Here is an 11,997-nt window from a genome sequence, read left to right on the forward strand (position 1 = left end):
GAGCTGTGTAACGAACTTTACGGCGAGGAGCAGTTCTACGCCCAGGTTTTCTCGCGGTGTTACAACTCGATCGGTGCATAGGCTCTGACGAGAGACATCCCTGGCATGAGCGCTGCTGAGAATCAGTCGATCCCTGTGTTGGTCACCGGAGCTCTGGGACGCATGGGCGCAGAGGTGATCCGTGCTGTTCACGCTTCACCCGACTGCCACCTGGTGGGGGCTGTTGACAACACACCGGGCAAGGAAGGAGCCGATATCGGCGAACTGATTGGCCTTGGAGCCCTGGAGGTGGCCGTCACGGCCGATCTGGAGGGCTGCCTTTGCGCCACCAGCCAGGCGGTTCGTGATTCGGGCCCCGGGAAGGGAGCGGTGATGGTGGATTTCACCCATCCATCGGTGGTGTATGCAAACACCCGAGCGGCCATCGCTTACGGCGTCCATCCTGTGATCGGAACCACAGGACTGTCCCCTGAGCAACTCAAGGATCTGCAGAGTTTTTCAGAGAAGGCCTCCGTGGGCGGTGCTGTGATCCCCAACTTTTCCGTGGGCATGGTGCTGCTCCAGCAGGCTGCAGCTGCCGCAGCTCGGTTTTATGACCATGCAGAGCTCACGGAGCTTCACCACAACCGCAAGGCAGATGCCCCCAGTGGAACCTGCATCAAAACGGCGGAGTTGATGGAGGAGTTGGGCAAAACATTTAATGCCGCCGAGGTTGATGAGCACGAGTCGCTCGAGGGCAGCCGTGGTGGTGAACGTGCTAGCGGGCTGCGTCTGCATTCCCTGCGCCTTCCAGGGCTGGTGGCTCATCAGGAAGTGATGTTCGGTGCTCCGGGTGAGACCTATACGCTTCGTCATGACACCATTGATCGCGCTGCTTACATGCCTGGCGTTTTGTTGTGTGTTCGCAAAGTGAGACAGCTGCCAGGACTCGTTTACGGCCTGGAGAGGCTGATCTGAGTTTTCATGCTGATTCCACTTCGTCCCGGCGAACTGCAGACGCTGATACCAGCTGTGGCGACGGGTACTCAGTTCAGGTTTGCACTTGGTGATCCACGCAAGATCCTGCAGCGTTTGTTGATCTCAGGAATTGGAGGAGTGATCACCCTGTTGATCAGTCAGAGCCTTTCATTCAACCGCTGGGGCTCTGTCTGGCTGATCGCTGGAGTCGTTTTGCTGCTTTATATCCTTTGGGGTCCGATTCTTGAGGCGGGTCGTCGCAATGCGTCCTTGCGGCGATATCCATCAGCCGCCCTGTTCGAGGGCGAGGTGGTGGAGGCTTATACCAAGGAGCGTGTTGAGAATCAGCGCGAACAGGCGGATGCGAGCGGACGACTCGAGCTGGTTGAAAACCGCAGAACCTGGATGATCCTGGAGCTCGCCGATGAGGACGGCTACCTGGGGAGGATCAGTTTCCCCATGGCCAAGACCCATTCAGCGATCCGTGAGGGCCTGCTAGTTCGCTGCATTGTTCTCAGTGACCGCAAAGATTTTTCCAGTGTTGGCGCTCTCACCGATGCGTGGTTGCCGCAACTCAAGCTCTGGGTGGGTGAGTATCCCTTTTTGCTCAGACCGGCCTTTGAGGATCTCTGCAGAATGCGCTTGCGTAAAAGTTCTTAATAGTGCGTTACACTGTGTAAAGAAGTCAGGATGATCATGTCTCAGGTTCCCTCCAACTCACCCGCGATTCGCGGCGCCACTGTGACAACAGAAGATGGTGGTCGTCTCAATGCTTTTGCGACCGAGCCCCGCATGGAAGTGGTGGACACCGAGAGCGGCTGGGGCTTCCATGAGCGTGCAGAAATGCTGAATGGCCGCATGGCCATGCTTGGTTTCATTGCATTGTTGGCCACGGAATTCGCTCTGGGTGGCGAAGCTTTTACTCGTGGTCTTCTCGGCATTGGCTGATTGTTTGATGTGGTGACAGCTGATCCTCAAGCCAGAGATTTCGCTGTCAAAGCTGTCAATCACCAGTTCTGCATTGTTGGAGCTGGTCCGACAGGGGCCCTGTTAGCGCTTGGATTAGCGCAACAGGGCTTTTCTGTTGTTCTTCACGATCGCTTGAGCGCTGAGTTGCTGTTAAGCCGCAGCCGCGCTTACGCCATCACGCACTCGTCTCGGCGTCTTTTGCAGGATCTCGGCCTTTGGGCTGCCTTGCTGGATCAGATGGAGCCCTTTCGCTCTCTGCGTCTTGATGACTGCTCAGCCCACTGCACAGCCTGGTTCCACATTCGCGATCTGCGACCAGCCAATCGCCCCGCGGAGGCGATTGGCTGGATTCTTGACCATCGACCCTTGATGAGCCTTTTGCTCGAGCGGCTTGAGGCCTCAGATCATGTTGCGCTGCAATTGGATGACGCCACACCAGCCGAGAAGGTTCTCGCCAACTCGGGATCTCGCCAGTGGATCGTTGCTGCGGATGGCCCTCGTTCCATGTTGCGTCGCTCGGCTGAGGTGCCTTTTTGGTCCCATCCCTACCAACAGGGTTGCCTGACCGTGAAGCTTCGCTTGACGGGAGCAGGTCAACACTGCGCTTATGAATTGTTCCGGCCGGAAGGTCCTATGGCCGTTCTGCCCCTTGGGCAGGACCGTTACCAGGTGGTTTGGAGTGCACCATTGCAGCGATGTCGAGATCGGGCTGCCTCTTCTGCATCCGAGCTGGTGTCAGCGTTGGAGGCCATTCTTCCCGAGGGGGTGAACGTTGTTCAACTGCTCGACGAACCCGGAGCTTTCCCACTGGAGTTAAGTCTGGCGCCACGTCTTCACCGTGGATCCTTGCTTCTGGTTGGAGAGGCTGGTCATCGCTGCCATCCAGTTGGTGGACAGGGCTTGAATCTTTGTTGGCGCGATGTCAGTGACCTTTTGAATCTGACTGCGGCAGTGCGGCGTGGAGAGATGGCGTCCCCATCGTTGGCTCGACGCTATTCCCGTTGTCGACGCAGCGATCTGGTCGGAGTTTTGTTGTCGACGGATCTGTTGATTCGTTTCTTCTCGAATCACAATCCTCTGCTGATGCCTTTCAGGCGTCTTGCACTCTTCATGTTGAAGCGCATCAGCTGGATTCGACGCTTCAGTCTGTCCGCGATGACCGACGGCCCAGGCACCTTGCTGAAACCGCTGCCAAAGTAAGCGTCTCGCTCTGAAGTTGATGGTCATCAGCAGTGATCCACAACCAGTGGCTTCCCGAGCGTTGATTGCGTTTCTGCAGCAGCGGCTGGGATTGAGCGAGAACGCCATCAATCTCGGCATTCGTCAGGCCCATCTGGAGCAGGCTCCTCTTCCTGTTGTTCTCTGGAGCTTTGGATTGCTGAACCTGGCTCAGTATCAAGAGGTTCTCGATTGGCAACAGCAGCAGGATTGACCGAGCCAGCTGCTCACTCTCACGGTTTGCGCACCAATCAGTCGTAACGGATCAGTCGTAACGGATCAGTGATTCGATTGGAAGTCCCTCTGGCAATCGACGGCGTCCGGCCAGATCTGCCAGTTCAATGACAAACCCGCAGCCCACGAGCTTGCCTCCAGCTTTTTGAATCAGCTCAACACTGGCGGCAGCAGTTCCGCCGGTTGCCAGCAGATCGTCGACCAGCAAGACACGGGATCCATCCGCAAGAGCATCGGTCTGGATTTCAAGACGATCGCTGCCGTATTCAAGGGTGTAATCAACACCGGTCACTTCGCCGGGAAGTTTTCCGGGTTTTCTGACCGGCACAAAGCCAATCTTTTGCTGTGTTGCCAGAGGAGTGCCCACGATGAAGCCCCTGGACTCAATTCCCACGATCAGGTCTGGTTGGAGTCGCTCGCAGACGTCGCCAAGTTGCTGCATCACTTCGCTCCATCCACGGGGATCGCGCAGCAGCGGTGAGATGTCGCGGAACAAAATTCCGGGTTTTGGGAAGTCCGGCACATCGCGAATGAACTGACGAAGATCCACAGGGTGGTGACGCAAAGGCCTCAACCCTGGCATCATCGCAGCCATGACCGATGTCACTGCTGAGGCGGCTTCAGATCCGTCGATTCCTGAAGCGGTTCTTGGCCGCCGTGCTCTCGAGCGCCTTGATCTGCTTCTGCTCACTGTTGAGTCTCTTGACCTAAACGGCGGGGAGGCCATGCTCTGGGCCACCCGTCAGCTTGGTTTTGAAACGATCTTTCCCAATCGCGTTGAGCTTTGGAAACGTCGCTGCCACAACCCGCTCAGGCGTTCCACACGACGTGGTCAACTCAGTGCCGTGGAAACAGAGGCCTTAATCAGGATCCTCTGCGTGATGGCAGACAGGCTCTATCCCATGCTTCACCAGTTGCTGTCCAGCAAAGAGCCCCAGGACCTCACTCACCAGCGCTGGCAGCTGGTCCACCAGCGCCTACGCGATCTGATTGAAGAACGCATGAATCTTCGGCGTGGTGCCATTCAGCGTTTTCTTGGCAGTGAGCCCGAAGGCCCGCTGCAGCGACAGCTGGTGTTGACACTGGCACTCGCTGCTGGACCCGGTGGGGTTGATCGTCTCCGCGCCAGTCTTCTTGATCCGACCCCCTGAATGGTGATGCTCAAACAGTCCTACCGCTACGACCAAACCACCGCTCGCCTGGAGGTTGAAGGCTTGCCTGACTTTTCTGCTGGTCATGCAGAGCAGGCCATCGGAATTCTTTCCAGCTGGCGTTTACAAATCGTCGGCGCCTCCGAGCTGGAGGGCAAACGTGAGCATCTGGAAGCATTGATGCAGGTGGTGATTCCCTATGTGCGACTGCGTCTTTCAGGGGTGGTTCGTTCCCTGGGTGAGCTGAACGATCCAGTTCGGCTGGTTCCCGATGGGCCTCAGCACCGTCTTGACCTCACCAGTGGCAAGCCAGGTATTCCGCCTCTTTCAATCCAGCTTGATGATGCTCAGTTGGCCGATCTGGTTCGTTGTCTTGATGCCTTGCGAAGCGACGGCCGTGTCTGTCTCGCCTGGCCAACGATCCAGCATGAACCACTTCCTCGTCGGGATCTTGTTGAGCGGATCCCGTTGACGCAGAGGCTGACGGCTCCGCTGCTTGGAGGTGCCACGGTTGTTGTCTTGGGCGTCTTGGGGCTTCTGTTGCCATTGCCTGAGGTTCAATCTCCCACCCCTGCGCAGGCTCCCGAGGTCAAGACAGAAACTCCGATCAGCGATCCTGCACAACCTGATCAAGAGCGTTGACCTCTGAGCCAGGCGGCTCAGAATGTCTCAATCGCCTCACGATTCGAATGGCAGGGAGTCCGGCCAACTTCAAGAGTTCTGTTGTTCGGATTGCTGAGTTCTTGCCGGCAGCATCTTTCTGCTTTTTGATCAGCTTGCAGCGCCGCTGTCCGATCACTGGCTTTGCTCAGGAGTTCGTTCAGGAGGCGGTGTGATCAATTCCCCCAATCTGAGACCTCTTAGTGCTGTGCCCAAGACTCGGAGAGTATTCAGTAAGCAGCACCGGTCCAGGGCTGTTTCCGTTGGGCGTCAGATGCTTGAGGGGCTTCTGTTGTTGGCCCTTGGCTCAGGGTTGCTCGCATTCCTGAGCTGGTTGCCTCAGAAGGTCGACGCCATGGTGGTGGTGAGTGAGGCCATTGCTGATCTGATTCGAGGCCTTGGACAGCTCCTGGAAGCATTGCTCGGTCTGGCCGCGGTCATTCTGATCGCAATGCTCCTTCTGGCAGGCCTTCTGGCCCTGGTGTCAGGAGTGTTCCGCCTGGTTAAATCCTTCACACGCTTGATCAGCTCTGAGCGGGTCAAGCCGAGTCAGAGGATTCATCGTCGACCCAGGCCTCGACGTTGACGTCAGTGCCGAGGCGCAAGCGAACGCTGCACCGTCCACAGTTCTTCAAGCGTCAGTCCTCCATCGGCGTCAAGATCGAAGCTCACAAAATTCCGGCTCAACCAGGGCAGTGATTGGCATTCACGACGGTCGATCCGACCATCACCATTGCGATCGGCTTGATTGAATCGTTTCTGCAGCCGTTGACCGCTCGGGTGAGGGCTTAAGGGTCTGAGATCCTTCAGTAGCAGATAGCCACGCGAGTCGGGTCGTTGCAGACGCCGTTCGAAATAAGGCCGACCCCTGACTTCTCCTGATTCCAGACGACCATCACCGTTGACATCCATCCGGATGAACAATGCCTCCATGCGTCGGCCATAGATCTGCACGTGATGTGGACTTGCCAGAACAGGGGCCAAGGGGACAAGACTTTGCATCCCAAGCAGCACGAAGGCCATCAACACCGGTTGTGTCAAGCGCATCGCCATGCCTTGAGCATATGGAGATTGGGCGACATGGACATGTCTGAGTCGTGACAGATCATCGATCAGCTGTGACAAGGTCCGTTTCAGCGCGACAGGACGCAACGGCATCCATACGATCAGTGCAACTTGAAGCAGCGACAGAACCCATGCCCCGCACTTCGATGATCTGGGTAGTCGATGATGATCCGGATTTGCGTCAGATGGTCGGAACCTATTTGCTGGATCAGGGGTATGACGTACGCAGTCTCAGCGATGTGAAGCAGCTTGAGGCTCGTCTCGAATTTCAGCGACCTGATCTGATCGTGCTTGACCTGATGATGCCCGGTGATGATGGCCTGACGGCACTCCGTCGTCTCAGGGATGCAGGCGATGACCTCCCGGTGGTGATGTTGACGGCCCGTGGAGAAGGTGTGGATCGCATCATCGGTCTAGAGCAGGGGGCTGATGATTACCTGGCCAAGCCTTTTCTGCCCCGTGAGCTTTCAGCTCGGATTGAAGCGGTGTTGAGACGGCGCAGTGCATTGCCTGCAGGCACACCTCTGGCTGAAGGTGGTGATGTGGTCTTTGGCGACAATGTGCTGGATCTGGCTGCTCGCACGCTCACCCGTGAAGGCAAGCCTGTTGTGATCACCAGTGGTGAGTTCAGCCTGTTGGCGTCATTCGTTCAGCACCCTCATCGCCCTTTGTCGCGTGAGCGGTTGATTGAGCTAGCCCGCGGGCCTGGCTGTGACACCGACAGCCGCAGCATGGATGTTCAGGTGTCCAGGGTGCGCAAACTGGTGGAGCCGGATCCCACCCGCCCGCGTTACCTGCAGACCGTCTGGGGTTATGGCTATGTATTTGTCCCAGACGGCGAACCAAGATCCCGCTGATCACTCCCTCACGACTGTTGTCGATGCCTTCCCGCCCTTGGCAAAAGCGTCTCACTGCTTTGCTGGGCTGGGGAGGTCTGGCCCTCGGGAGCTCAGCGTTTTGCCTGGTGGTTTTCCAGGCTCTCTTCGGTCGCCAACTGGAGCAGTTGCAGACCATTCAGCTTGGGAGAGATCTAGCCCTCAACGTCAGGCTCACTGAGCTAGCACTTGAGCGTTATCCCCCTCATCTGGTTGCGGAGCTGAGCGGTCTTGATCTTGAGGTCACGGTCCGTCCCAAACCCGCTCCGCTGCAACCGTCAGCAGCTTTTAAACGTCAGGCGGAGGCGTTGCAGCTGCAGCTTTGTCAACGTCTCTCCCACTGTCCAATGGTGTTGCCCGACCGGGCTGCCCGCGGTGAACGCAGTGTGTGGATCGAATTGATTTCACCTTTGGAGCCCATCTGGTTGCGTGTGGATGTGCCCTCGATGATGCGATGGCCTCCAGAGCCCACGCTGCTTGGGCTTGCCTTGGTGGGCGCTGGCATCATCTGCGGTGGACTGTTCCTGCTGGTGGAGGTCGAGGCTCCTCTGCGCGGTCTGGAAAAAGCCCTCTCCCGCGTGGGTGATGGTGAAGATCCCGATGCCGTCAATGCCCGTGGAGCTCCTGAGGTCCAGCGCCTCACCCAGCGTTTCAATGCCATGGTGCAGAGGCTGGCTGCCAATCGTCGAGAACGCGCAACGATGCTTGCTGGCATTGCCCATGATCTGAGAGCACCGATCACCCGTCTTCAGTTTCGTCTGTCCATGCCGCAGCTTTCAGCGGATGAGCGGGAGCGTTGTGCTGGTGATCTTCAGTCTCTTGAGAGAATCACGGGGCAGTTTTTGCTGTTTGCCGGCGGTGGTGACAGTGAAACGTCGGTGCAAGTCCCCTTGGATCAATTGCTGGCGGAGGTGGCCAGCAGTCATCCGGCGGATCAATTACGTCTCGACCTGGCTCCTCTCTCTGTTTCGGTCAAACCTGTTGCCCTTGGTCGCGCAATTGCCAACCTCATCGACAATGCCTTCTCCTATGGAGTTGCTCCCGTCATTCTTCGATTGCATGTCGACAAGTCCCGCTGCTGCATCGAGGTCTGGGATCAAGGCACAGGAATGCCTGCTCAGCAATGGGAAGAGGCTCTGCAACCCTTTCATCGTCTTGATTCATCCCGCGGTCAGCAGGGCCACTGTGGTTTAGGGCTGGCCATCGTGTCTCACGTCGCGCGTCTCCATGGCGGCCGACTGGAGTGCATCCATCGAGATGAGATCGATTTAGGGACTGATCCAGGCAGGTTTGCGATCCGCTTCAGCTTGCCGTTGTTGGATGGCCAGACCAGGTCTCTAACGAGCTGAAATCTGAGAAAAACTGGAGCAGATGTTGAGCTGGGCACATCCGATGCCTCCAATAGGAGTGGATCTGTGCCGCATATGGGCAACAAGGGCAAGGCAAAAAAACACGATCAAGCCAACGACAAGGCTCGTTCAGGCCGCGTCTCTGACGTGGCATCGGAAAGCCTTGGGGCCAGTGCTCAGGACGTTGGCACTCCATCTGAGCGCTTCGGGGGTCTCATTGATGATCATCAGCCCAAGATTGTGAGGCTGAATAAAAAGCTTTATGAGGCTGAATTGATCCGCCTCCAGACTGATCTGGTCAGGATGCAGTACTGGATTCGTGAAACCGGCTATCGGATGATCGTTCTGTTTGAAGGGCGTGATGCTGCAGGAAAAGGGGGCACGATCAAACGATTAACCGAACCCTTGAATCCAAGAGGTTGCAGGGTTGTGGCACTGGGAACGCCAACAGAGCGCCAAAAAAGCCAGTGGTATTTCCAGCGCTATGTCGAACATTTCCCGGCTGCTGGCGAGATTGTTGTGTTCGATCGAAGCTGGTACAACCGAGCCGGAGTTGAGCGGGTCATGGGGTTCTGCAGCCCTGAACAAGTTGAACATTTTCTTGATGATGCTCCTCAATTTGAACGGATGCTTGTGCGCAGTGGAGTTCTTGTTCTCAAGTATTGGTTTTCAGTCAGCGACACTGAGCAGGAGGCACGATTTCAGTCGCGTATCGATGACCCCACGCGCCGGTGGAAGTTGAGTTTGATGGATCTTGAGGCACGCAATCGTTGGGTTGATTTTTCTAGGGCCAAGGATGAAATGTTCACGAGAACCAATATTCCAGAGGCTCCCTGGTTCACTGTTGAAGCCGATGATAAGCGGAGAGCACGACTGAATTGTCTTCGCCACATACTCAGCAAGGTACCTTGGGAAGATATGACACCTCCAGGGATCAAGCTTCCTCCCAGGCCAAAAAAGGGTGATTATGCGCGCCCTCCTATCAACGAACAGTTCTTTGTTCCCAATGGTTATCCCTATTGATCAGAATCAGGTCATATCAAGACTATGACCTCGAAAAGTTTTGAGGCAAAATCAACCTGAATTTGTCTTCTGAAAAAGTAAGTATTGCTATTGATTGTCTGTCAGTGGTCATCCTGGTTTAATCCGGTGCGCCAGAGCTTGCAGCTAGGTCAGTATTTCGGTGAAGAAGTGATTGGCAATCATGGTCCTCTCTGAGATGATTGTAATTGTTGAGTTTGAATGACGCTTGCCCTTGAGAATAGGGCCTTGATTTGATTGAAAGATGTACTTGGTTGAGTTGGCAATCAATTGTTCAGAGTGCTTTAAGAGGGCTGTCTGTGTATCTGGTTGTTCGCAGAGTCAGAATCAAAACCACTAGCGTGATTCAAAATTTTTCCAACTGATGCCTGATACGACAGTGAGCTACTTCACCATACGATGTATCGAACTCAAGAGTTCGATCGTGGAGGGCTATGAGAAAGACAGCCTGGAACGATTCCTTAATCAATATGTCAGTCGAGGCGTTCAAGGTCCTGTTCGCTATTTTTGCGAATCAGAGCTTCAAGTCTATTCAAAAATTAGAGTGGTTATGGAATTTATGCAACAGGATTTGACTTCAGTGAATGAAATTTTTGAAATGATTCAATCCATCGAGCTTGATCAGTGGTCTTTGGGGACGAATGTGAAAATGAGTGAGCCAAGGCTTGTGCGTCAAATTAGGTCTGCTGAACACCAACTTGTTTAGGATTTGATCAACATCAATGGTTCTCTTTAACGATTAATCCGCTTCTTTCTTAGTAGTGGCATTGCAATTTACGGTTTTTAGTTGTTTTTGCTAGAGATATGGCGAATCGATTATGCGAATCATGACATTTGAAGTGCCAAATCGTATATCATATCAACTTTATGATTTCAGTCTCGAATCTCTGCAGAACGATTCAAGAGTTCAGATGACATCTTCAAATAGTTCGTCTTCTCCGTAAAACAACCATGGCTGATCACTGTCAAGACGGTTGCGCTTGAGCCAGGCGGTAAAGCTTTCGTCCTCGTCTTGTTGAGGACGAGTTTCGTTTGAATTTTCGTTCATGGAGAACAATCTGCTTAGAAGCAGTAATCATCACGTGCGATTTCATTCATTCAGCGGTGATTGTTTAACCATCCTCAGGTTCCTTCCACTGGATTTGGACGCCGAAGTGGTTCGAGCGCTTGGCAAAGACTCAGCGCAAAGGGCTTGTCATTGCTGTTTCACGACCTTGGATGGCATGCTTTTCATACCTGAATGCTTTTGATTCACTCAGTGCAGCCACAGTGCTTCCTTCTCATTCGGGATAATGAGTTTGTCTGGTGTCCTTGCCCCAGGCACTGTTTCTGATGGGGCGATAGGGATACCGCCCCGTTTTTTTTGACTTTCACTGATTGACCTGCTGATCAGGTTTGGGTCACTCTTGCACTTGTTGTCTTTGTAGATGCTGGCTTCTCCAGTTATCCGGCAGCTGCGGTCGATTCGTGGCCAAAGAGCTGTTATGACATGGAGTTTAAAAGCCCTTGACAACTTGCTTGTTGACGTAATGATTCTAAAAATCTGTTCAAAACAATGTTTATTACTGTTTTCGGTCAGAAAGGGGGTGTTGCAAAAACATGTACGAGTGTTCATCTAGCTGCCATCTGGGCCCATCAACACAAAAAAGTTGCCTTGATTGATGCGGATAGGAATCGTTCGGCAACCGCTTATGGAGCACGAGAATTGCTCCCTTATCCAGTCATTCCGATTGAAGCAGCAGCCAAAGTCGCAAGAGGTGCTGATATTGTTGTGACCGATGGTCAGGCAAGCAGCAACGAAGAAGAACTCAAAAATCTTGTTGAAGGATCGGATATTATTGTGCTTCCGACAACACCTCAAAGTCGCTCATTAGAGTTGACGATTGAAATGTCGACCTTGTTGAATAATTACCGGATTCCATACGCCGCTTTGTTAGTCAAGGTTGATTCACGCAAACGCTCCTCAGCAGAATCAGCCGTTGAAATCCTTGAAGGTTTTGATATTCATGTTTTGCAGTCTCAAATTCCCCTTTTAAGTGCTTTTGAGAGTGCCGAAACCAACGGTGTCACCGTTGATCAGTCTGTTGATAAAAGAGGTCGGGCGCATTCAAGGCGCATGGCGGGTTGGTCTGCGTACGACAAAGCTTGCATTGAGATCGAAGAGCTTTACAAGGTTCATCGGGAAACAACAAGGTCGTTAACTCCTATCGGCTGGGATTTCACCCCAATGGAACAGAGAGCAGCATGATTCAAAACGATATGTTGATTGCTAATGAGTCGTCAAACACTTGGACCTTTCCTGTCAACTTTCTTTGATCGTTTTTTTGATGCAACGATCAACTTGATTGCATTTCAGAACGATTCCTGATCTTTCCTTTGACGCTAGATATCGCTGCACTTGTTGAGTGATCACTCCCTTTGGGTGTTCAACTTGCTTTTAATCGTTAAAAATAGATTAAGTTTGATCGGAAATTATAT

At 53.8% G+C, this 11,997-nt stretch carries 16 protein-coding genes; 13 read left to right on the forward strand and 3 right to left on the reverse strand.

The features are described from left to right. Positions 1 to 105: 105 nt before the first annotated feature. The 5 genes from dapB to SynMITS9220_RS05295 are packed head-to-tail and all read left to right on the forward strand — an operon-like array spanning position 106 to position 3,358. Positions 106 to 957, forward strand: coding sequence for a 4-hydroxy-tetrahydrodipicolinate reductase (dapB, locus tag SynMITS9220_RS05275; protein ID WP_186991247.1), 852 nt, complete (start codon positions 106 to 108; stop codon positions 955 to 957). A gap of 6 nt (positions 958 to 963) precedes the next feature. Continuing rightward, positions 964 to 1,617: a hypothetical protein gene (locus tag SynMITS9220_RS05280; RefSeq protein ID WP_186991248.1), complete on the forward strand. Its 654-nt coding sequence runs from the start codon at positions 964 to 966 to the stop codon at positions 1,615 to 1,617. A gap of 36 nt (positions 1,618 to 1,653) precedes the next feature. Continuing rightward, positions 1,654 to 1,905 (forward strand): chlorophyll a/b-binding protein, encoded by a 252-nt coding sequence (locus SynMITS9220_RS05285; RefSeq protein WP_115126342.1) that lies wholly within the window; start codon positions 1,654 to 1,656, stop codon positions 1,903 to 1,905. A gap of 12 nt (positions 1,906 to 1,917) precedes the next feature. Then, a complete protein-coding gene (locus SynMITS9220_RS05290) occupies positions 1,918 to 3,126 on the forward strand; it encodes an FAD-dependent monooxygenase (RefSeq protein ID WP_186991249.1) in 1,209 nt (402 codons plus the stop codon). A gap of 19 nt (positions 3,127 to 3,145) precedes the next feature. After that, the gene (locus SynMITS9220_RS05295) at positions 3,146 to 3,358 is read left to right on the forward strand and encodes a DUF2949 domain-containing protein (RefSeq protein ID WP_067097090.1); all 213 of its coding nucleotides are present in this window, start codon (positions 3,146 to 3,148) and stop codon (positions 3,356 to 3,358) included. A gap of 51 nt (positions 3,359 to 3,409) precedes the next feature. Here the strand turns inward: SynMITS9220_RS05295 and SynMITS9220_RS05300 are convergent, their stop codons facing one another. After that, positions 3,410 to 3,973: an adenine phosphoribosyltransferase gene (locus SynMITS9220_RS05300; protein ID WP_186991250.1), complete on the reverse strand. Its 564-nt coding sequence runs from the start codon at positions 3,971 to 3,973 to the stop codon at positions 3,410 to 3,412. Between SynMITS9220_RS05300 and SynMITS9220_RS05305 the strand changes: the two genes are divergently transcribed. The 3 genes from SynMITS9220_RS05305 (at position 3,972) to SynMITS9220_RS05315 (ending at position 5,775) form a co-directional block, all read left to right on the forward strand. Next, complete coding sequence (locus tag SynMITS9220_RS05305) at positions 3,972 to 4,529, forward strand: DUF3038 domain-containing protein (protein ID WP_186991251.1); 558 nt, start codon at positions 3,972 to 3,974, stop codon at positions 4,527 to 4,529. The two genes, SynMITS9220_RS05300 and SynMITS9220_RS05305, sit on opposite strands and share 2 nt — an antisense overlap. A 6-nt stretch (positions 4,530 to 4,535) precedes the next feature. Further along, the gene (locus SynMITS9220_RS05310) at positions 4,536 to 5,171 is read left to right on the forward strand and encodes a DUF4335 domain-containing protein (RefSeq protein ID WP_067097188.1); all 636 of its coding nucleotides are present in this window, start codon (positions 4,536 to 4,538) and stop codon (positions 5,169 to 5,171) included. A gap of 226 nt (positions 5,172 to 5,397) precedes the next feature. Beyond that, positions 5,398 to 5,775: a hypothetical protein gene (locus SynMITS9220_RS05315; RefSeq protein WP_255483236.1), complete on the forward strand. Its 378-nt coding sequence runs from the start codon at positions 5,398 to 5,400 to the stop codon at positions 5,773 to 5,775. A 2-nt stretch (positions 5,776 to 5,777) separates the two neighbouring features. Here SynMITS9220_RS05315 and SynMITS9220_RS05320 read toward each other — a convergent pair whose 3' ends face one another. After that, positions 5,778 to 6,242 carry an EF-hand domain-containing protein gene (locus SynMITS9220_RS05320; RefSeq protein WP_255483237.1) on the reverse strand — a complete coding sequence of 155 codons (465 nt, stop codon included), beginning with the start codon at positions 6,240 to 6,242 and terminating at the stop codon, positions 5,778 to 5,780. A gap of 143 nt (positions 6,243 to 6,385) precedes the next feature. Between SynMITS9220_RS05320 and SynMITS9220_RS05325 the strand changes: the two genes are divergently transcribed. The 4 genes from SynMITS9220_RS05325 to SynMITS9220_RS05340 all read left to right on the forward strand — a co-directional run bounded on the left by SynMITS9220_RS05325 (position 6,386) and on the right by SynMITS9220_RS05340 (position 10,225). Beyond that, on the forward strand, positions 6,386 to 7,111 hold the full coding sequence (locus SynMITS9220_RS05325) for a response regulator (RefSeq protein WP_170951832.1): 726 nt from the start codon (positions 6,386 to 6,388) through the stop codon (positions 7,109 to 7,111). A gap of 23 nt (positions 7,112 to 7,134) precedes the next feature. Next, positions 7,135 to 8,478 (forward strand): ATP-binding protein, encoded by a 1,344-nt coding sequence (locus SynMITS9220_RS05330; RefSeq protein WP_186991252.1) that lies wholly within the window; start codon positions 7,135 to 7,137, stop codon positions 8,476 to 8,478. A gap of 75 nt (positions 8,479 to 8,553) precedes the next feature. Further along, positions 8,554 to 9,501 carry a polyphosphate kinase 2 gene (gene ppk2 / locus SynMITS9220_RS05335; protein ID WP_186991253.1) on the forward strand — a complete coding sequence of 316 codons (948 nt, stop codon included), beginning with the start codon at positions 8,554 to 8,556 and terminating at the stop codon, positions 9,499 to 9,501. A gap of 442 nt (positions 9,502 to 9,943) precedes the next feature. After that, entirely contained in the window at positions 9,944 to 10,225 is a 282-nt protein-coding gene (locus tag SynMITS9220_RS05340) for a hypothetical protein (protein WP_186991254.1), read from the forward strand. Between the two features lie 201 nt (positions 10,226 to 10,426). Here the strand turns inward: SynMITS9220_RS05340 and SynMITS9220_RS05345 are convergent, their stop codons facing one another. Continuing rightward, the gene (locus SynMITS9220_RS05345; protein ID WP_186991255.1) at positions 10,427 to 10,567 is read right to left on the reverse strand and encodes a hypothetical protein; all 141 of its coding nucleotides are present in this window, start codon (positions 10,565 to 10,567) and stop codon (positions 10,427 to 10,429) included. 507 nt (positions 10,568 to 11,074) lie between these two features. Here SynMITS9220_RS05345 and SynMITS9220_RS05350 point away from each other — a divergent pair. Beyond that, complete coding sequence (locus SynMITS9220_RS05350) at positions 11,075 to 11,767, forward strand: ParA family protein (protein ID WP_186991257.1); 693 nt, start codon at positions 11,075 to 11,077, stop codon at positions 11,765 to 11,767. Positions 11,768 to 11,997: the final 230 nt, after the last annotated feature.

Source organism: Synechococcus sp. MIT S9220, from assembly GCF_014304815.1.
Classification (GTDB): domain Bacteria; phylum Cyanobacteriota; class Cyanobacteriia; order PCC-6307; family Cyanobiaceae; genus Synechococcus_C.

Bases quoted from the DNA above. Each gene is read 5' to 3' on its own strand.
- dapB (WP_186991247.1), top strand. From the start codon at position 106: ATGAGCGCTGCTGAGAATCAGTCGATCCCTGTGTTGGTCACCGGAGCT.
- SynMITS9220_RS05280 (WP_186991248.1), top strand. From the start codon at position 964: ATGCTGATTCCACTTCGTCCCGGCGAACTGCAGACGCTGATACCAGCT.
- SynMITS9220_RS05285 (WP_115126342.1), top strand. From the start codon at position 1,654: ATGTCTCAGGTTCCCTCCAACTCACCCGCGATTCGCGGCGCCACTGTG.
- SynMITS9220_RS05295 (WP_067097090.1), top strand. From the start codon at position 3,146: ATGGTCATCAGCAGTGATCCACAACCAGTGGCTTCCCGAGCGTTGATT.
- SynMITS9220_RS05305 (WP_186991251.1), top strand. From the start codon at position 3,972: ATGACCGATGTCACTGCTGAGGCGGCTTCAGATCCGTCGATTCCTGAA.
- SynMITS9220_RS05300 (WP_186991250.1), bottom strand. From the start codon at position 3,973: ATGGCTGCGATGATGCCAGGGTTGAGGCCTTTGCGTCACCACCCTGTG.
- SynMITS9220_RS05310 (WP_067097188.1), top strand. From the start codon at position 4,536: ATGCTCAAACAGTCCTACCGCTACGACCAAACCACCGCTCGCCTGGAG.
- SynMITS9220_RS05320 (WP_255483237.1), bottom strand. From the start codon at position 6,242: ATGGCGATGCGCTTGACACAACCGGTGTTGATGGCCTTCGTGCTGCTT.
- SynMITS9220_RS05325 (WP_170951832.1), top strand. From the start codon at position 6,386: ATGCCCCGCACTTCGATGATCTGGGTAGTCGATGATGATCCGGATTTG.
- SynMITS9220_RS05330 (WP_186991252.1), top strand. From the start codon at position 7,135: ATGCCTTCCCGCCCTTGGCAAAAGCGTCTCACTGCTTTGCTGGGCTGG.
- ppk2 (WP_186991253.1), top strand. From the start codon at position 8,554: ATGGGCAACAAGGGCAAGGCAAAAAAACACGATCAAGCCAACGACAAG.
- SynMITS9220_RS05345 (WP_186991255.1), bottom strand. From the start codon at position 10,567: ATGAACGAAAATTCAAACGAAACTCGTCCTCAACAAGACGAGGACGAA.
- SynMITS9220_RS05350 (WP_186991257.1), top strand. From the start codon at position 11,075: ATGTTTATTACTGTTTTCGGTCAGAAAGGGGGTGTTGCAAAAACATGT.